Source organism: Serratia sp. CY47444, from assembly GCF_052168635.1.
Classification (GTDB): Bacteria; Pseudomonadota; Gammaproteobacteria; order Enterobacterales; family Enterobacteriaceae; genus Serratia; species Serratia bockelmannii.
The window spans coordinates 143,192-161,715 of sequence record NZ_JBJNMH010000002.1; the positions used below are offsets into that span (position 1 = coordinate 143,192).

Sequence of the window (18,524 nt, forward strand, 5' to 3'; positions counted from 1 at the left end):
GCGTAGCGGGTCAGATAGGATAAAACTGATAATGCGTGGCGCTGCGGTAGCGACTCCCCGGTTGCAGCCAGCAGTCCGGCTGCGGCCACTCGGGATGGTGCGGGCTGTCCGGCAAAAACTCGCTCTCCAGCGCCACGCCGGCATGGTTGGCGTAGCTGCCGCCATCGCGCGCCGGCGTGCCGGCCAGAAAATTGCCGCTGTAGAGTTGCAGTGCAGGCGCGTCGGTGAACACGCTCATTTGCACCTGGCCGTCGGCGGACCACAAATGGGCTGCCGGGCTCTCCAGCGCGCCGCAGGTGCGGTGCAGCAAGAATGCGTGATCGTAGCCTTTTACCCGCTGCTGGTCGCGATCGCGCAGGAAATCCTGCAGCAGCGTTTTCGGCTGACGAAAATCCATGCCGCTGTCGTCCACCGGCGTCAGATCGGCGCAGGGAAGGCCCTCGGCGTCGACGGGCAGATAGCGATCGGCGAACAGCTGCAGCCGTTGGGCGCGGGCGTCGGTGCCGGCGCCGTCCAGATTGAAATAGGCGTGGTTGGTCAGGTTGACCGGGCAGGGGCGATCGACCTGTGCCAGATAGCTGATTTCCAAACGATTATCCGGGGTCAGACGGTAGCAGACCTGCACGTCGAGATTGCCGGGGAAACCCTGATCGCCCTCCGCCGAGTGCAGCGCATAGCAGACCTGTTGCGCATCCTGCTGGACCCGGCGCCAGCGGCGGGCATGAAAACCGTCGGGGCCGCCGTGCAGCTGGTGGACGCCCTGATTGGCGGCCAGCGCATGGGGAGTCCCATCGATGGGCAGGCTGGCGTTGGCGATGCGGTTGGCGTAACGGCCGACGGTGGCGCCCAGATAGGCGCCCTGGCGCGGGTAGTCTGCCGGGCTGCGGCAGCCGAGCAGCAGTTCGCGTTTTTCACCGGATTTGAGCGGCAAGACGGCGGACAGCCAGGTGGCGCCCCAGTCCATCAGCGTCACCGTCATGCCGGCGGCGTTTTGCAGCTGCGTCAGCTGATAAGGCTCCCCATCGGGCGCCGCTGCCGTGTTCATCGTCAGCATGTACCGGCCCCCTGCGAAGCCTGGCAGACATAGAACGTTTCCTGTAATCCGCCGGTTTGCCGCGGATACTCGTGCGCCACGGCGGCACGCACCGTCTCCACGAGATCCTGTGGCATCAGCGCGACGATGCAACCGCCAAAGCCGCCGCCGGTCATGCGCACGCCACCGCGCGAGCCGATCGTCGCTTTGACAATCTCGACCAACCGATCGATTGGCGCCACGGTGATTTCGAAGTCGTCACGCATCGAGGCGTGGGACTCCGCCATCAGCCGGCCCATGCGTTGCAGATCGCCGGCCGCCAGCGCATCGGCCGCCGCCAGCGTGCGGGTATTCTCGCTGATGACATGGCGCGCGCGTTTGGCCACCAACGGATCCAACTGATGTTGACGTGCTTCAAACTGTTCCGGGCTGACGTCACGCAGCGCCTTGACGCCGAAGAACCGAGCCGCTTCTTCACACTGTTTGCGGCGGGTGTTGTACTCGCTGTCCACCAGCCCGCGCTGCACATTGGAGTTGATGATCACTACCGCGACGCTGTCCGGCATCGGCACCGCACGGGTCTCCAGCGAGCGGCAGTCGATCAGCAGAGCGCTGTCGCGCCGGCCGAGCGCGGAGATCAGCTGGTCCATGATGCCGCAGTTGCAGCCGACGAACTGGTTTTCCGCCTCCTGGCCGTTCAGCGCCAGCGCCACGCCGTCCAGCGGCAGCTGATAGAGCGCCTGCAGCGCCTGGCCTACCGCCACTTCCAGCGCGGCGGAGGAGCTGAGCCCCGCGCCCTGCGGCACATTGCCGGCGATCACCAGATCCGCGCCGCCGAAATCGGGGTTGCGTCGCTGAAGATGTTTCACCACGCCGCGCACATAGTCGGACCAGCGCTGATCGGGGTGGTTGACGATCGGCTCGTCGAGCGAGAATTGATCCTGCTGATTCTGATAATCGGCGGCCAGTACGCGGATCTGGCGGTCGTCGCGCTTGGCGCAGGCGATGACGGTTTGGTAATCGATGGCGCAGGGCAACACGAAGCCGTCGTTGTAATCGGTATGCTCGCCGATCAAATTCACCCGCCCCGGCGCCTGGATGGTCAACGCCGGCGCGTAGCCGAAGTGTTCGGTAAACAGGGAATGGGTAAGCGGTTTCAGGCTCATGCTTGGGCTCCGGCTTCACGGTAATGAATATCGCTGACGGCGCGCAAACGCTCTGCGGCCTGTTCGGCGGTCAGATCGCGCTGGGTTTCCGCCAGCATCTCGTAACCGACCATAAATTTACGCACGCTGGCTGAACGCAGCAGCGGCGGATAGAAATGGGCGTGCAGCTGCCAGTGTCGGTTGTCGGCGCCGTTGAACGGCGCGCCGTGCCATCCCATCGAATAGGGGAAAGAACACTGGAACAGGTTGTCGTAGCGGCTGGTCAGCTTCTTCAGCGCCAGCGCCAGATCGCGGCTCTGCGCCGCGCTGAGATCGGTGATGCGCTGCACCGCCGTTTTCGGCAGCAGCAGCGTTTCAAACGGCCAGGCGGCCCAGTAGGGCACCACCGCCAGCCAGTGTTCGGTGTTCACCACGATGCGTTCGCCTGCGGCCAGCTCGCGCTGCGCATAATCCAGCAGCAGCGGGGAGGCATGTTCCCGGAAATAGTCGTGTTGCAGGCGATCTTCGCGCTCGGCCTCGTTTGGCAGAAAACTGTTGGCCCAGACCTGCCCGTGCGGGTGCGGGTTGGAGCAGCCCATCGCCGCGCCTTTGTTTTCGAACAATTGCACCCAGGGGTAGTGCTTGCCCAGCTCCTCGGTTTGCGCCTGCCAGGTGGTGACCACCTGCTCCAGCGCCGGCAGCGTCAGTTCGGGCAGAGTCTTGCTGTGATCGGGAGAGAAGCAGATCACCCGGCTGACGCCGCGCGCGCTCTGGCTGCGCATCAGCGGATCGTGACTGTCGGGCGCCGGCGGCGTATCGCTCATCAGTGCGGCGAAATCGTTGGTAAAGACATAGGTGCCGCGATATTCCGGATTGCGATCGCCGGTGACGCGCGCGTTGCCCGGGCACAGGAAACAGTCGGGATCGTGCGCCGGCAGCGTTTCCGTGGGGACAGTCTCCTGCTGGCCCTGCCAGGGGCGCTTGGCGCGGTGCGGTGAGACCAGCACCCACTGGCCGCTCAGCGGGTTAAAGCGGCGGTGCGGATGGTCGATAGGGTTAAATTCCGTCATACGGTTCCTTCTTGGCGTCGACAAGGGTGTAATCGCTTCCAATTACCGTTTTAATACGCCCGTTGCTGAACAGGGAGAAGTCATTGCGCAAAAAGATAGCACGCTCGCGACGGTAAAAAGGTGATCTAACGCGAAAAATGGAATCGTTTACACTTCATTGAAAAGCACTGTACGGGCGGAGAAAAGCAGGGGGCGGCATGATTGAGGTCATACGGTGAGGTGCTAGTGATAGCGTTTTCACCCGACCAGCCGGCAGAAAGGGGCTCTCTGCCGGCGTCAGCCGTTAAGAATGCTGATACAGCGGGTAGGTGAAGAACAGCAGATGGGTCAGATTAAGCCCGAAATGGAACAGAATCGGCACCCACAGACGGCCGCTCCACATCCACGCCAGGCCGTAGATCACCCCGGCGAGGGTTGCGAAGATCACCATCAGCATACCGCCCGCCAAATGTGCGGCGCCGAACACCAGGGAGGCGACGATCAGCGCCGGCCAGGCGCCTAGCCACTGGCTGAGGCGCTGTTGCAGGTAGCCGCGAAACAGCGCTTCCTCGGCCATGCAGACGAAGAACAGGTTCGCCATCACGAAAGGCAGGATCCAGGCGGGCGCATGCAGCTCGATTTTTAAGCCGCCCAGCGCCACGGCCAGCAGCAACAGCGCCGGCACGGCCAGCAGCAGCGCAATCCAGCCCACTTTGCCGGCGTTGCCGCCGGGTTCGGCGGAAAACAGCGTGGGCAAGCAGGCGAACAGCAGGAAGGGCACCATCGCCTTGTCGAAATTGTAATACATGGTGAACGGCGCGCTGAGCGGGCCGGCTTTCTCGCCGTCGATCATCAGCTGGTTGTGGATGCCCGGCACCAGATGCAAGAACAGCGCCACGCAGCCGGCGACCACCAACCCTTCGAACGCGATCGCCAGATTGCGCTGCGCGCGAAAATGGTGACGCAACCCCGCTAGCGCTACGATCGCCAGCATATAACTCAGGCTGAGCGGCGTCAGTACCCCATGATAAAGCCCCATACCCGCCGAGGCGGCCAGGATCACCCAGGCTATCAGCCGGTTAAACGGCAAGAAAAATAACGAAGCAGCCAGTACGCCCCACATAATATGTCCCTTTAAAATATGTACACGGCGCTCAGCGCCTTTGCGGCGTGCGATGATGGCGAAATTGAGCGCTAGAGCGGATAGTAGCACACCAGGATGACGCTAAAGGTCGGGGCAGTGATGCATTCGTGCATGATGCCGGCCCACACGATCGGCGGCGATGCGGGTCAGCCTTTCATCCATGCCTGCGAACGGGTGATTTCGGCCAGGTTTTGCAGGGTATCCAGACTCTGCTGGTGGATCTCCTGCGTAGGGGCTGCGCACAGATCGTGCAGTACGGTCACCTGAAAGCCGGCGTCGTGCGCCTGACGCGCGGTGCTCTCGATGGCGAGCGGTGTACTGATACCCGCCAGCAGCAAATGGTGGCACCGATGTTGCCGCAGCCAGGCTAACAAATTGTTACCGGAGAAGGCGCTAACCGCCGTTTTTTCAAACTGCAGATCGGTCTCTTCCTGATGCAGTTCGGGCACCCAGCGGCAGCCCGGGCCATTTAGCCGCAGCGCACCGATCTGCTTGAGATGGTTGAACAACGGCGAGTGGGGCGGGATATCATGATAATCGTCGGCGAATCCCACCCGCACCCAGATCACCGGAATTTTTCGCACCCGGGCATAGGCCGTGGCGGCATTGACGTTAGCGAGCAGGTGGGTTGCCACCACCTGTTCACGGCAGTGGTTGGCGCGCCCTTTGGGCCCGATCAGATCCTCGATCAGGTCGATGATAATCAACGCAGCGGACATGGCGTCTCCAGAAAATGGCCTTCTTTCTTTCTATGATAAAAGGCCAAATGTGATGTGCTGCGGTGAAGTGTTGCCGGATATGTTTACGCCGCGTTTCAGGCGGAGGCCGCCTCCAGCCGCTGGTGTTGATAGCCGTAGCCGCCCTCGCCGTCGGGCACGAAGCTGAGGCGGTGAGTGATGCACTGCGGCGCGTCTTCGGCATGGTGCGAAACGAACAGCAACTGGGTGGCGCCCTGGCCGATCAGCACGTCGATGAAGCGGCGCACCAGCTGGCGATTGAGCGGATCCAGCCCTTGCAGCGGTTCGTCGAGGATCAGCAGCGCCGGGTGTTTCACCAGCGCACGGGCGATCAGCGCCAGCCGCTGTTGGCCCCAGGAAAGGCTATGGAACGGGGCATCACCGCGCGCGCCGTCGAGCCCGAGCAGCGCCAGCCATTGCTCGGTCAGCTGCCGCTGACGATCCGAGACCGCCTGATAAATGCCGATCGAATCGAAGAACCCCGACAGCACCACGTTGCGCACGCTGGTGTTGACGCGATAATCCAGATGCAGACTGCTGCTGACGTAGCCGATATGGCGCTTGATCTCCCAGATGGTTTCCCCGCTGCCGCGACGGCGGCCGAACAGCGTCAGATCGTTGCTGTAGCCCTGTGGATGATCGCCGGTGATCAAGCTGAGCAGCGTGGATTTTCCGGCGCCGTTCGGGCCGATGATTTGCCAGTGCTCGCCGGGGTTAACCTGCCAGTTGAGGTGATTGAGGATCGGCCGATCGTTATAGCTGACCACGCCGTCGCGCAGGACGATCAGCGGCCGGTCCGTCGGCAGGGCTACTTTTTGCGTCGGATCCTCGGTTTCCGGCAGCGCCAGCCCGCTGAGGTTTTCGCTGTGCGCCAGCTGCGCCACCAGCGCGTCCGCCATCACCTGGCTGCGCGGCCCGCGGCTGGTTAGGGTGCAGTCCGCCAGCACGCCCACCTGCCGGACAAAATCCGGTATTTCGTCGAACCGGTTGAGCACCAGCACCACGGTCTGGCCCTGGGAGGAAAGCTCGCTCAGCAACGCGGCGAGCTGTGCGCGCGAGTGCACGTCCAGCCCGTCGAAGGGTTCGTCGAGGATCAGCAGGTCAGGCTCGGGCATCAGCGCCCGGCACAGCAGGGTCTTGCGCGTTTCGCCGGTGGAGAGGTATTTAAAGCGGCGGGTCAGCAGGGCGGTGATGCCGAACTGCGCGGCTAGCCGCTCACAGCGCGCGGCGTCTTTCACCTCTTCCTGAATGATCTCCGCCGCGGTGCGGCCGGTATCGTCCTCGTCCGCGCTGAGCAGGTCGGTGTTGTTGCGTTGCCACTCGTCGCTGACCATTTTTTGCAGCTGTTCGAAGGAGATGCGCACCGCATGCTGAAAGTCGCTGCGGCGTTCACCGCTCAGCAGAACCAGTTCGTCGGCCAGCGCGCGCGCCAGGGCGGATTTGCCGCTGCCGTTGGCGCCGACGAAGGCCCAGCTGTCGCCGGCCTGGATCGCCAGTGCATCCAGCGTCAGGGTACGGGTATCGCTTAAGCGGAATGAACCTTGCGAAATGTGCAACGACGACATCACCTGTTCCTTTTTTTGCAATTATTTGCCTTAGAAATAGGCGCATTGCACGGTGATGTCAATCAGCAAAAACGCAACATCACGTTGCGCTTAACACAACGTGGCGATAATCACGTGGTCGGCGTTGAACAGGGCGTGTACGGCGGTACCGACGCTCAGCTGCAGGCGCTGCAACTCCGCCGTCGTCAGGGTGGCGCACAGGGTTTCGCCCCCCGCCAGCGTCACCAGCACCTCGCTGTGTTCGGCCCCCGGCTGAATGCCGGCTACCACGCCCGCCAGCGCGTTATCCGCACCGGTATGCTCCCCCGTCTCGACGCTTAACCGCACCCAGGGCGCTTTGATCAGCGCCAGCACCTCTTTGCCGGGCGTCAGCTGCAGCCGGTCGGCGCTTTGCTGAGTGATGGCCGCCGTCAGGCGAGTGGTGCCGTCGTTCAACAAAATCGCCAGGTGCTGCTGCACCTGCTGATGATCGCGTTCGATCACGGTGCCGAAGAACTGATTGCGCGCGCTGGTTTGCAGCGAGAAGCGCGAGATGGCCGCCAGCAGGCTGTCGAGCGGCAGATCGTCCTGCTGCAACACGTCGAAGGCCTTTTGCTGCACCTGGCCCAGCAGGTCATACAGCTGGATCAGCCGTTGACCGTAGTGCGTCAGCTGCGCGCCGCCGCCGCCTTTGCCGCCGGTGGCGCGGTCCACCACCGTGTGTTCCGCCAGCTGGTTCATCTCATTGATGGCGTCCCAGGCGCTTTTGTAGCTGATGCCCGCCAGTTTGGCGCCCTGGCTGATGGAGCCAGTGTGCTGAACCTGTTTCAGCAGCGCGATGCGGCGCGGATCGGCGAACAGCTTTTGCTGGAGTTTGAGAGTCAGAAGAATTTCGGCCTGCATAGCGCATCCTGTCGGCGGCAAAAACCGTATTGTCGCCGATTTGGCGGCAAAGCGCCAAACGCCGTGCGTGGGAGAGTGGGGCAATAAAGACTGGTATTGCAATATTGTAATAATATAACATAACAGAAAAACGATAAGGCTTTACGCCGGCTGCGGCCGGTTTTTATTTCACCACAGGGATGCTCCACATGAGTACGACACGCCGGCGTCTTGGCACGCCCAAAAAACCTTTATGCCTTGCCGCCGCATGGATCGGCGGCACACTGACAGCGCCGCTGGCTTTCGCCGCCGACTGCGATAAAGCCCGCAATGCCACGGGGTGTGAAGAACAGCTCACCGTGGAGGCGGCGGCCCCCGCCGGGCGTTACGATGCGTTGAACGCCGTGAGCCGCAGCGCTTCGCAGATCGGGCTGACCGCTCGGGAGACGCCGCGCAGCGTCGATATTATCAGCGCGCGGGCGATCCAACAGCGGGGCGATCGTTCGCTGGCCGCCGCCGTCGAGTACGCTACCGGTCTGTCCGGCGTCGCTTCGCCAACGTTGTCCAACAACTTTTCCGCACGCGGTTTTCGGCCGATCGCCTGGCTGTATAACGGCGTAGAGATGCCCGGCAGTACGCTGCAACTGGGCGATCCGGCGCATTACGACAGCATCGAGGTGCTGCGTGGGCCGGGGTCGGCCTTGAACGGGCTGAGCGCCGCAGGCGGCAGCGTCAACCTGATCTCGCGGCGGCCGACCTTCAACCGGCAGCCGTTCGAGCTCGATTATGGCCTCGGCAGCTACCGCAGCCAGCGTTTGCATCTGGGTGCCGGCGGCGCGCTGGTGGACGATGTGATGGCGTACCGGTTGGACGTCAGCGGCAACGACAGCGGCAGCAACGTGCAGTATGAACGCGATCGGCAGAAGCGGGTATCCGGCTCGCTGCTGTTTAAATTGACGGACGATGCGCTGCTGACGCTGAGCCTGGACCGCATGCTCAACCGCACCAACAATCCTTACTACGGCACGCCGCTGCTGAATGGGCGCATTGCCGGCGAGCTGCGCGACATCAATTACAACAACCTGACCGACAGCCGTATCCAGAGCAACGCCACCGCATTTCAGGCCAGTCTGGACTGGTTTATGACGCCCGAAGTGGAGTGGCATAACCAATTCTATTACTACAGCGGCTTTCGCGAATGGCGCAACGTCGAGCGTTTCCGCGTCGCGGCGGCGGCCCGGCCCGGCGACGTCAACCGCGACTCTTTCGGCGCTCTGGCGCACGACGACGATCTGATCGGCAACCGCAGTTCGCTGGTGTTCGATCACGCTATCGCCGGTTTCGATAATCGGTTACTGGTCGGCTTCGATCTGAGCAAGCGGCATTTTCAGTACTACTCCAACGGTTTCCCCGGCTCCGAGGACGTGCCGCTCGGCGCGCCGCCCAGAGAGCCGTTCGCTCAGGGCACCGCCAGCCAGCGTGCGCCGGTGCGCCACGTCACTCAGAATCAGTACGCCGCCTTTCTTGAAGACCGCTTCAGCCTGACCGAGCGTTTAGCGCTGCTGGGCCAGCTGCGCTACAACCATATGAACATGGATTGGCGCTTCCAGGGGCCGCAGGAAGAGAGCCGCGCCCACACTTATGTTTTCAGCACCTGGAGCCTGGGCCCCAGCTATGCATTGACCGATAACCTCACGCTCTACGCCAACTACACCACCGGCCAGGAGCCGGGCAACGATCTGTTCTTCCTCAGCCCAACGCAGACCGATCTGCCGCTGACGCGAGCGCGCCAGTGGGAGGCCGGCGCCAAAGGGCAGTTCTGGGGGAACAAGGGCGAGGCGACGCTGGCGCTGTACGAACTGCGCAAGGACAACCTGTTTGTGCCCGACGCGCAGCGGCCGGATGCGTTGAACGCGGTAGGCAGGCAGACGTCGCGTGGCATCGAGCTTGGCGTGGTGCTGCGTCCCGACGATCGTTGGGAGCTGGCCGGCAATGCCGCCTACACGCACGCCCGCTACGACGACTATCGCGGCGGTAGCCCGCTGCGCAGCTACAACGGCAATCGCCCGGCCTATATCCCGGACTGGACCGCCAACCTCAGCGTGCATTATCAGGCGACGGCGCGCCTGGGGCTGGCTTCTTCGCTGCGCTACGTCGGCAGCAGTTATAACGACGACGCCAACCGGCGCAAGATGCGCGCGTACACCACGCTCGATCTGGCGGCGGATTATCAGCTGACGCCGATCGTCGATGTCGGTTTCCGCATTCGCAACGCCACCAACCAGCTGTACGCCTATCAGCGCACCTACCCGGATCAGGCGCTGATCGCGCCGCCGCGCAGCTATGAAACCTTCGTGTCGGTCAGGTTCTGACGGCGTGAAACGCCGGCTTTGCCTGTTGTTGTGCGCCCTGGGGTTGGGCGGGGGCGTGCCGCTGCGTGCCGATAGCGTCAGCCTGCAAAATTGCGGGGTCACGCGCGATTACCCGCAGCCGCCGCAGCGGGTGCTGGTTTATGCCAATCCGGCGCTGGAAAACCTGCTGGCGCTGGGGCTGGCCGCCCGTGCAATCGGCGTGGTCGGGTATGACCGCATGCGCGATCCCGCGCCGACGGCGTCGGCCGATGCGCTGCGGGCGCCCACCAGCCCGGCGCCGCCCACGGCGGAAGCGTTGCTGCTGATGCGGCCGGATTTTGTCTATTCGGCCAGCTATTACTGGCTGCACAGCCCGGAAACGCCCGATCGGACGCGGCTGGCGGAATGGGGCATCGGCACTTACCTCTCTCCCGGCGCCTGCAGCGGCCAGCAAAGCGCGATCGCCGCTGCGCTGACGTTTGAAGACATCTTCACCGAGCTGCGGGAGCTTGCGCGCATTTTCAACGTCAGCCGCGGCGGTGAAGCGCCGATCGCGCGGCTACGTGGGCAACTCCAGGCGTTTGAGGCGCAGCGCGCGCCGCTGCCGCATTTACGTCTGCTGTGGTGGTATGCCGGCACGCAGACGCCCTACGTGGCGGGCTGCTGCGGCGCACCAGGTTTGCTGAGCCGAAGCGTCGGCAGCGAGAACCTGTTCGGCGATCTGCCCGAGCTGTGGCCGACGGTATCCTGGGAGGTTATCGCCGCCCGCGATCCGGATGCGATCGTGCTTGGCGATCTGCCGCGCGGCGGCTTCGGGGACAGCGCGGCCGACAAGATCGCCTTTCTGGAGCATCACCCGCTGACCGCGACGCTGCGCGCCGTGCGTCAGCGGCGCTACGTGATCCTCCCCGGTTACGACATGGACCCTTCCGCCCGCACCGTGGCGGCGCTGGGCCGTTTGATTCGAGGCCTGGCGGCCTTGCCGCCGCAGGCTACGACTTTTTCCAACAAGGAACCTTGATATGACTGCCGTTTCATTATCTTCGCTGCTGGACTCCTGGGATCGCCAGCAGGCGGCCTACATCGCCGAGCGGGAAGCGCGTTTTAACGCCCAGCTGGAGGTGCTGGCGCTGGCCGCCGGCCAGGATTTTCACGTGGTGGATCTAGCCTGTGGCCCGGGATCGCTGAGCCTGCGCATTTTGCAGCGCTTTCCGCAGGCCAGGGTAACCGCCATCGATCTCGATCCGTTGCTGCTGGCGGTGGCGCGCGGCGCACTGGCGGAGTATGGCGATCGGATCCGCATTCTGCAGGCCGATCTGGCGGATCCTGCCTGTTTTTCCGCGCTGTCCGGCCCCGCGCCGCAGGCGGCGGTGTCCAGCACGGCGCTGCACTGGCTGATGCCGGAGCAGCAACTGGCGCTGTACCGCAACGTCGCCGGGCTGTTGGCCGACGGCGGTGTATTCCTCAATGCCGATCATCAGCGCTATGACCACCGTCAGCCACGGCTGAAGGCGTTGGCCGAGCGGCACGATGAGCAGACCCAGCAACGCGCCTGGGACAACGGCGTCGAGGATTGGGATCGCTGGTTCGCCAGCGCGCTGCAATTGCCGGCGTTGGCCGCTTATCAGGCCGAGCGTGAGGCGCTGTTCGCCGGCCGCCCGGTGCCGCCGCCGACGCCGGTGGATTTCCAGCTCGCGGCCCTCAGGCAGGCCGGTTTCAGCGAGGCGGGGACGGTGTGGCAGCTGTTGGACGACTATGTGATCGCAGGCTGGAAATAGCATGAGCCGGCGGTTACTGCCCGGCCGTGAGGCCGGCTGGCTGCTGTTGCTGGCGGCGGCGCTGCCGATGGCCCTGCTGAGCGCCACCTTGTCGGGGCCTGCGCCGATCGCGTGGCACGACGCCTGGCGCATCGTATTCGGCGTCAGCGGCGGCGCGGCGACCGATGCCGAGGTGTATCAGCGCATCATCTGGTCGCTGCGGATGCCGCGCGCGCTGCTGGCGGCGGTGGCCGGTGCCGGGCTGGCGTTGGCGGGCACCGTGCTGCAGTCGCTGACCCGCAACCCGCTGGCCGATCCCTGGGTGCTGGGGATCTCCTCCGGCGCGGGCGTGGGGGCGGTGACGGTGCTGGTATTGGGGCTGGGGGGCGGCCTGCTGTCGGTGTCCGGCGGGGCGTTTAGCGGCGCGCTGGGGGCGTTTGCGCTGGTGATGTTGCTGGCCGGGCGTTCGCTGCAGGGGGAGTCCACGCTGTTTATTCTGGCCGGGGTGGCGGTGACGCAACTGCTCTCCGCACTGACTTCGCTGATCACCCTCTGGCAGGCAGACGCCAACGCCACGCGCGGCGTGATGTTCTGGCTGCTGGGATCGTTCAGCGACGCGCGCTGGCCACAGGTCGGGCTGTGCGGGCTGGCGCTGGCGGCGACGCTGCTGCTTTGCTGGCTGCGGGCGGGTGAGCTGGACGCGCTGGCGTTCGGCGGCGTGACCGCCGCTTCGCTGGGGGTGGCGGTGGCCCCGCTGAAGCTGCTGCTGTATGTGGCGACCACCGCGCTAACGGCGGCGATCGTCGCGTTCAGCGGCGCGGTGGGGTTTATCGGGTTGACGGTGCCGCACGTCGCCCGGCGGCTGGTCGGCTCGCGGCATCGTCAGCTGTTGCCGGCCAGCGCGCTGTGCGGCGCTTTGTTCGCCGTGGCGGCGGACACGCTGGCCAGAACGCTGTTTGCCCCGCGCGAACTGCCGGTCGGCGTGTTGACGGCGCTATTGGGAGTGCCGGTATTCCTGCTGTTGCTGTATCGGAAGGTCAATGCATGACGGTTGAAAAAACGCAATTCGGTCTGTGCGCCGAGGGGGTAAGTTGGCGAGTGGGCGCGCGCACGGTGCTGGAAAACCTCAGTTTCTGCGCCTTGCCCGGTGAGATCACCGGCGTGCTCGGCGTCAACGGCAGCGGTAAATCCACGCTGCTCAAGCTGTTGGCCGGGCTGCAGCCCGCCGGCGGCGGCCGCGTTTGGCTGGAAGGGCGCGAGATCGCCGCGTTTACCGGGCGGGAACGCGCCAGGCGCATCGCTTTTCTCGAGCAATCCGCCCCCGGCACCTTCGCGCTGCCGGTGAAGGAGGCGGTATTGTTAGGGCGGCTGGCCCATATCGGCCGCTGGCGCGGTTTTGGTACCGAGGATCGCCGCCTCGCCGGGCAGGCGATGGAGCAGGTGGGCATCAGCCACCTGGCCGATCGCGATTGGCAGCGGCTGTCCGGCGGTGAACAGCAGCGGGTGCACCTGGCGCGCGCGCTGGCGCAGCAAACGCCGTGGCTGCTGCTGGACGAACCCGCCAACCACCTGGATATCGCTCATCAGCAGCAGTTTATGGCATTGCTGCGGCGGCTGAAGCTCAGCGTGGTGGTGACGCTGCACGATCTGAATCTGGCGGCCTGTTATTGCGATCGGGTCGCGCTGCTGCAGCGGGGCGGGATCTGTGCGGCGGGCACGCCGCAGCAGGCGCTGACGCCGGAGCACATTCGCGCGGTATACGGGGTGGAGGCCCGGCTGGCGGCGCCCGCCGGCTATGCGCCGCCGCTGATCTATTACCCCGCGGCGGGATGAGATCGGTCAAAAGGGCACGTTTGGCCGATCACAATTTCGCCTCGCTGGCTAAAATAACTCCGGTTTTAGCGATTTTTTTGGGTTAGAATAACCCGATATGCGGTGAAAGGCATTTGCCGCTCAATGGGCAGTTAAGCGAGGCTATCATGTTGGAATTATTGAAAAGTCTGTTATTCGCCGTGGTGATGGTGCCGGTGGTCATGGCGCTCATTCTCGGTCTGATCTACGGTTTTGGCGAAGTGTTCAACGTCTTCTCCAAAGTGGGCCGTTCGAAAGAAAACCGCACCCAGCACTGACCGTTCCCTATCCCGATACCCGTCGGCATCGCCCGGCGGGCATTCCTCAAGTTATCTCACGCTTTGCCGATAAACCGCATGACAAGCTTTCGCGCCGCGTTATATTATTTTTTATATAACGAAGAGTGATAATGCACGTTAACTTGCGGAGAAAAACAATGAAACAGCAATGGACCCAATGGGTTGGCGGGATCGTGTTGGCATCGGGCCTGGTGGCTCAGGCCTCGGCGGCGGAAAAGATCACCGTGTTCGCCGCCGCGTCGCTGACCAACGCGCTGCAGGACATCGCCACCCAATATCAAAAAGGCAAGGACGTGCAGGTGGTTTCCTCCTTCGCGTCGTCTTCTACGCTGGCGCGCCAAATTGAGCAGGGCGCCCCGGCCGATCTGTTTATCTCCGCCGATCAGCAGTGGATGGATTATGCCATCGACAAGCAGCAGATGGTGAAAGACACCCGTTACACGCTGCTGGGTAACGAGCTGGTGCTGATCGCCGCCAAGAGCGATAAACAAGACAAGATCGCCATCGACAAGCAGACCGACTGGGCCAAGTTGCTCAGCGGCGGCCGCCTGGCGGTGGGCGATCCGGATCACGTGCCGGCCGGCATCTACGCCAAAGAGGCGCTGGAGCATCTGGGCGCCTGGCGCACGCTGGAGCCGAAACTGGCGCGCGCCAACAACGTGCGCAGCGCGATGGCGCTGGTGGAGCGCGGTGAAGCGCCGCTCGGCATCGTCTACGGCTCCGACGCGGTCGCCAGCGACAAGGTGAAAGTGGTAGGCGTGTTCCCGGAAGACAGCCACAAACCGGTTGAATATCCGATGGCGATGGTGAAAGATCGTCAAAATCCGACGGTCAGCGCTTTCTATACCTATCTGAAGGGCCCGGAAGCGGCCGCTATTTTTGAACATTATGGATTCACCCCGCGTAAATGATCCTGAGTGAGTACGAGTGGCAGGCGGTTGAGCTGAGCCTGAAAGTCTCCGGTTTGGCGGTGGTCTGCAGCCTGCCGTTCGGCATTCTGATGGCCTGGGTGCTGGTGCGTTGCCGCTTTCCCGGCAAGGCGCTGCTGGACGGCGTCATTCACCTGCCCCTGGTGCTGCCCCCGGTGGTGGTCGGCTATTTGCTGCTGATCGCCATGGGGCGGCGCGGCGTCATCGGCGAGTGGCTGTACGACTGGTTCGGCTTCAGCTTCAGCTTTAGCTGGCGCGGCGCCGCGCTGGCATCGGCGGTGGTGGCGTTTCCGCTGATGGTGCGTGCCATCCGGCTGGCGCTGGAGGCGGTGGATACCCGGCTGGAGCAGGCGGCGCGCACGCTGGGCGCCAACCCGTGGCGGGTGTTTTTCACCATCACGCTGCCGCTGTCGCTGCCCGGCGTCATTGTCGGCGTGGTGCTGGCCTTTGCCCGTTCGCTGGGGGAGTTCGGCGCCACCATCACCTTTGTCTCCAACATTCCCGGTGAAACCCGCACCATTCCGCTGGCGATGTATACGCTGATCGAAACGCCGGGGGCGGAAGCCGCCGCCGCGCGTCTGTGCGTGATCGCCATCGTGCTGTCGCTGGCTTCCCTGATGGTGTCCGAATGGCTGGCCCGCTGGGGCCGCAAACGGATGGGGGTGTAAATGCTGGAGCTGGATTTCTCGCAGCAGCTGGGCGACCTTAATCTCAACGTCCGCGCCGATTTGCCGGCGCAGGGCATCACCGCGATTTTCGGCCTGTCCGGCGCGGGTAAAACTTCATTGATCAACGCCATCGGCGGCCTGACCCGTTTGCAACAGGGGCGCATCGCGCTCAATGGCCGCACGCTGGTGGATACCGCCGCGGGCCTCTGCCTGCCGCCGGAAAAGCGCCGTATCGGCTATGTATTTCAGGATGCGCGCCTGTTCCCGCATTATCGGGTGCGCGGCAACCTGCAGTACGGCATGGCGGCCGGCATGCGCGCGCAGTTCAATACTATTGTCGAGCTGTTGGGCATCGGGCCGCTGCTCAATCGGCTGCCGCTGACGCTCTCCGGCGGTGAAAAACAGCGGGTGGCGATCGGCCGCGCGCTGCTGACCGCGCCGGAACTGCTGCTGATGGACGAACCGCTGGCCTCGCTCGATCTGCCGCGCAAACGCGAGCTGCTGCCGTATCTGGAGCGGCTGGCGCAGGACGTCAACATCCCTATCCTCTACGTCAGCCACAGCCTGGACGAGATCCTGCGTCTGGCCGAGCAGGTGATGGTGCTGGATCGCGGCGAGGTGCGCGCGTTCGGCGGACTGGAAGCCGTCTGGGCCAGCAGCGCGCTGCGGCCGTGGCTGCAGCGTGAAGATCAGAGCAGCGTGCTGCGCGTCAGCGTGATTGAGCATCATCAACGCTATGCTATGACCGCGCTGGCGCTCGGCGATCAGCGGCTGTGGGTCAGCGGCATCGACGCCGAATTGGGCACCCAACTGCGCATTCGTATCAACGCCGCCGACGTCTCGCTGGTGCTGCAACCGCCGGTCAACAGCAGCATTCGCAACGTGTTGCCGGCCAAGGTCAGCGAGTGTCTGGACGTGGGCGGGCAGGTGGAAGTGAAGCTGGCGGTCGGGGAACACGTGTTGTGGGCGCGCATCACGCCGTGGGCGCGAGACGAACTGGCGATCCGCCCCGGGCAGTGGCTGTACGCGCAGGTGAAGAGCGTGTCGATCAGCCGCGAGAGCCGCTAAGACAGGCCCTCCCGGCGGGAGGGCGAAAAGACTAGAGTACGCGGGTGCGGATCACCTCGGCGATGCCCGGCTGCAGGTTATCGGCGATCACCAGATCGGCGCGTTCCTTGATCGCGTCATCGGCGTTGCCCATCGCCACGCCCAAACCGACCGCTTCCAGCATGCTGATATCATTGTAGTTGTCGCCGAACGCCACCACCTGATCCATGCTCAGTCCCTGCGATTCCACCCATTGGCGCAGGCGCTTGCCTTTGCTGTTGCCGCCTTTGGCGATATCCACCTGATCGTGCCAGGACCATTCGCACGCCAACCCCAGCTCTTTTTCCACCGTGTCGGCAAACTCGCGCAGCGCAGGAATATCGGCGTGCGAGGTGGCGAATTTCCAGATCGCCTGCGCGTCGTCGGCCGCCTGCGCCAGGCTGCCGACCTGCAGCAGCGTTGGGCGCTGTGCCGCCGGCAGGGTTTCGGCCCAGGCCAGCGAGCGGGTCACGTGGCCGCTCGGTTCCTGATACAGCATGGCGTCGTCAACGTACATCAGCCCGTGAATGTCGGTCTGTTTGAGCATCTGCAGCACCTGTTTGGCCTGATCTTTCGCCAGCGGATCGGCGGCCAGCACCTTTTTCTGCTGAAAATCATACAGGTAGGTGCCGTTGCAGCAGATGGCCGGCGTGTCTATCTGCAGCGCCTGGTAGAACGGATGGATGGCGACGTGATGGCGGCCGGTGACCACCACCACCTGGACGCCGGCGGCGCGCGCCAGCGCCAGCGCTTCCAGCGACTGCGGTAAGATGCGTTTTTGATTGTCCAGCAGGGTGCCGTCAAGATCGAGGGCGATGACGCGGTAGCTCATAGGGTTCTCGTTATCGTTAGCCATAAAATTAATCCGATGGTACACCGGATAGCCAACGGAGAAAACCGCGTGAACATCCGGTGCTAAGCAGGGTTGCCATGCGACGGATGTGCGGTAAGCTAGGAGCAATCGAACGGCCTGAAACCGGTTCCTCTTTTACCCTTTGCAAGGAGAACACATGAAGCAAATCGTTTATGTCGCCAGCCCGGAGAGCCAGCAGATCCACGTCTGGCAGTTGGACGACGCGGGCGCGCTGGCGCTGCTGCAAACCGTTGACGTGCCGGGCCAGGTGCAGCCGATGACCCTTCATCCGGACAAGACCCACCTGTACGTCGGCGTGCGTCCGGCGTTCGGCATCGTCAGCTACCGCATCGAGGCGGACGGCACGCTGCAGCAGGCCGGCATGGCGCCGCTGCCGGGCAGCCCGACCCATATCTCCACCGATCTGCAGGGGCGTTACCTGTTCTCCGCCTCCTACAGCGGCAACTGCGCCAGCATCAGCCCGATCGGCCATGACGGCGTGGTGACGGCGCCTATTCAGCAGATTGACGGCCTGAACGCGCCGCACTCGGCGAACATCGATCCGACCAACCAGCTGGTGCTGGTGCCGTGTCTGAAAGAGGACCGCATCCGCCTGTTCAACCTGAGCCTGACGGGCCAGCTGACGCCGCACGTGCAGGAGGCGGTGGATATCGCCGCCGGTGCCGGTCCGCGCCATATGGCATTCCACCACAACGATAAGTTCGCTTACTGCGTCAATGAGCTGAACGGCACGGTAGACGTGCTGGCCATTTCGGAAAACGGCGGCAAATACACCGTGACGCAAACACTGGATATCATGCCGGCCGACTTCGACGGCACCCGCTGGGCGGCGGACATTCATATCACGCCGAACGGCCGTTTCCTGTACACCAGCGATCGCACCGCCAGCATTCTGACCCTCTTCAGCGTTTCCGAAGACGGCGGCACGCTGAGCGTGGTCGGCTATTATCCGACCGAAACGCAGCCGCGCGGTTTCAATATCGATCACAGCGGCCGCTTCGTGATTTCGTCCGGCCAGAAGTCCGATCACATCGCGGTGCATGAAATTGACCAGGCCAGCGGCGAGCTGACCACGCTGGCACGTTATCCGGTGGGCAAAGGCCCGATGTGGGTCAGCGTGCTGGCGAAGTAATTCGGCGGTCAGACGAGTATGGAAAAAGCGCGGTTCGGTTGAG

18 protein-coding genes are annotated in these 18,524 nt (G+C 63.8%); 10 read left to right on the forward strand and 8 right to left on the reverse strand.

Translation table 11 applies throughout. From position 1 onward, the window contains the following. Window positions 1–10: 10 nt before the first annotated feature. From galM to modE, 7 genes are all read right to left on the reverse strand, one after another. A complete protein-coding gene (gene galM / locus ACJ8IL_RS04845; protein ID WP_414105072.1) occupies window positions 11–1,054 on the reverse strand; it encodes a galactose-1-epimerase in 1,044 nt (347 codons plus the stop codon). Then, a complete protein-coding gene (galK, locus tag ACJ8IL_RS04850) occupies window positions 1,048–2,199 on the reverse strand; it encodes a galactokinase (protein ID WP_197825026.1) in 1,152 nt (383 codons plus the stop codon). The genes galM and galK overlap by 7 nt, the downstream gene beginning before the upstream one ends. Further along, window positions 2,196–3,248 carry a galactose-1-phosphate uridylyltransferase gene (galT, locus tag ACJ8IL_RS04855; protein WP_060432606.1) on the reverse strand — a complete coding sequence of 351 codons (1,053 nt, stop codon included), beginning with the start codon at window positions 3,246–3,248 and terminating at the stop codon, window positions 2,196–2,198. The genes galK and galT overlap by 4 nt, the downstream gene beginning before the upstream one ends. Before the next feature lie 283 nt (window positions 3,249–3,531). After that, the gene (locus ACJ8IL_RS04860) at window positions 3,532–4,350 is read right to left on the reverse strand and encodes a CPBP family intramembrane glutamic endopeptidase (protein ID WP_342095570.1); all 819 of its coding nucleotides are present in this window, start codon (window positions 4,348–4,350) and stop codon (window positions 3,532–3,534) included. Between the two features lie 167 nt (window positions 4,351–4,517). Further along, window positions 4,518–5,090, reverse strand: a complete 573-nt coding sequence (locus tag ACJ8IL_RS04865; protein WP_049208980.1) for a cysteine hydrolase family protein — start codon at window positions 5,088–5,090, stop codon at window positions 4,518–4,520. A 95-nt stretch (window positions 5,091–5,185) separates the two neighbouring features. Then, window positions 5,186–6,673: a molybdate ABC transporter ATP-binding protein ModF gene (modF, locus tag ACJ8IL_RS04870; protein WP_043137183.1), complete on the reverse strand. Its 1,488-nt coding sequence runs from the start codon at window positions 6,671–6,673 to the stop codon at window positions 5,186–5,188. A 90-nt stretch (window positions 6,674–6,763) separates the two neighbouring features. Beyond that, window positions 6,764–7,555: a molybdenum-dependent transcriptional regulator gene (gene modE, locus ACJ8IL_RS04875; RefSeq protein WP_197780747.1), complete on the reverse strand. Its 792-nt coding sequence runs from the start codon at window positions 7,553–7,555 to the stop codon at window positions 6,764–6,766. A gap of 188 nt (window positions 7,556–7,743) precedes the next feature. Between modE and ACJ8IL_RS04880 the strand changes: the two genes are divergently transcribed. From ACJ8IL_RS04880 to modC, 9 genes are all read left to right on the forward strand, one after another. Further along, window positions 7,744–9,906, forward strand: a complete 2,163-nt coding sequence (locus ACJ8IL_RS04880; protein WP_442516371.1) for a TonB-dependent receptor — start codon at window positions 7,744–7,746, stop codon at window positions 9,904–9,906. 4 nt (window positions 9,907–9,910) lie between these two features. Further along, a complete protein-coding gene (locus ACJ8IL_RS04885) occupies window positions 9,911–10,906 on the forward strand; it encodes an ABC transporter substrate-binding protein (protein ID WP_442516372.1) in 996 nt (331 codons plus the stop codon). Between the two features lies 1 nt (window position 10,907). Then, entirely contained in the window at window positions 10,908–11,663 is a 756-nt protein-coding gene (locus ACJ8IL_RS04890) for a class I SAM-dependent methyltransferase (RefSeq protein WP_049208977.1), read from the forward strand. Window position 11,664: 1 nt separating this feature from the next. Continuing rightward, entirely contained in the window at window positions 11,665–12,690 is a 1,026-nt protein-coding gene (locus ACJ8IL_RS04895) for a FecCD family ABC transporter permease (protein ID WP_147822915.1), read from the forward strand. Further along, the gene (locus ACJ8IL_RS04900; protein ID WP_147822916.1) at window positions 12,687–13,475 is read left to right on the forward strand and encodes an ABC transporter ATP-binding protein; all 789 of its coding nucleotides are present in this window, start codon (window positions 12,687–12,689) and stop codon (window positions 13,473–13,475) included. The genes ACJ8IL_RS04895 and ACJ8IL_RS04900 overlap by 4 nt, the downstream gene beginning before the upstream one ends. Window positions 13,476–13,621: 146 nt before the next feature. Further along, window positions 13,622–13,771, forward strand: a complete 150-nt coding sequence (locus tag ACJ8IL_RS04905; RefSeq protein WP_004939813.1) for an AcrZ family multidrug efflux pump-associated protein — start codon at window positions 13,622–13,624, stop codon at window positions 13,769–13,771. A gap of 158 nt (window positions 13,772–13,929) precedes the next feature. Next, window positions 13,930–14,703, forward strand: a complete 774-nt coding sequence (gene modA / locus ACJ8IL_RS04910; RefSeq protein ID WP_043136653.1) for a molybdate ABC transporter substrate-binding protein — start codon at window positions 13,930–13,932, stop codon at window positions 14,701–14,703. Then, a complete protein-coding gene (modB, locus tag ACJ8IL_RS04915; RefSeq protein WP_015377003.1) occupies window positions 14,700–15,389 on the forward strand; it encodes a molybdate ABC transporter permease subunit in 690 nt (229 codons plus the stop codon). The genes modA and modB overlap by 4 nt, the downstream gene beginning before the upstream one ends. Then, window positions 15,390–16,457: a molybdenum ABC transporter ATP-binding protein ModC gene (gene modC, locus ACJ8IL_RS04920; RefSeq protein ID WP_043136662.1), complete on the forward strand. Its 1,068-nt coding sequence runs from the start codon at window positions 15,390–15,392 to the stop codon at window positions 16,455–16,457. It begins immediately after the preceding gene. Window positions 16,458–16,488: 31 nt separating this feature from the next. Here modC and ACJ8IL_RS04925 read toward each other — a convergent pair whose 3' ends face one another. Continuing rightward, window positions 16,489–17,307: a pyridoxal phosphatase gene (locus ACJ8IL_RS04925; RefSeq protein ID WP_060433834.1), complete on the reverse strand. Its 819-nt coding sequence runs from the start codon at window positions 17,305–17,307 to the stop codon at window positions 16,489–16,491. Window positions 17,308–17,485: 178 nt separating this feature from the next. On the opposite strand from ACJ8IL_RS04925, the gene pgl reads away from it, so the two are divergent. Continuing rightward, window positions 17,486–18,481 (forward strand): 6-phosphogluconolactonase, encoded by a 996-nt coding sequence (pgl, locus tag ACJ8IL_RS04930; RefSeq protein ID WP_060432612.1) that lies wholly within the window; start codon window positions 17,486–17,488, stop codon window positions 18,479–18,481. The last annotated feature ends 43 nt before the right edge of the window (window positions 18,482–18,524 follow it).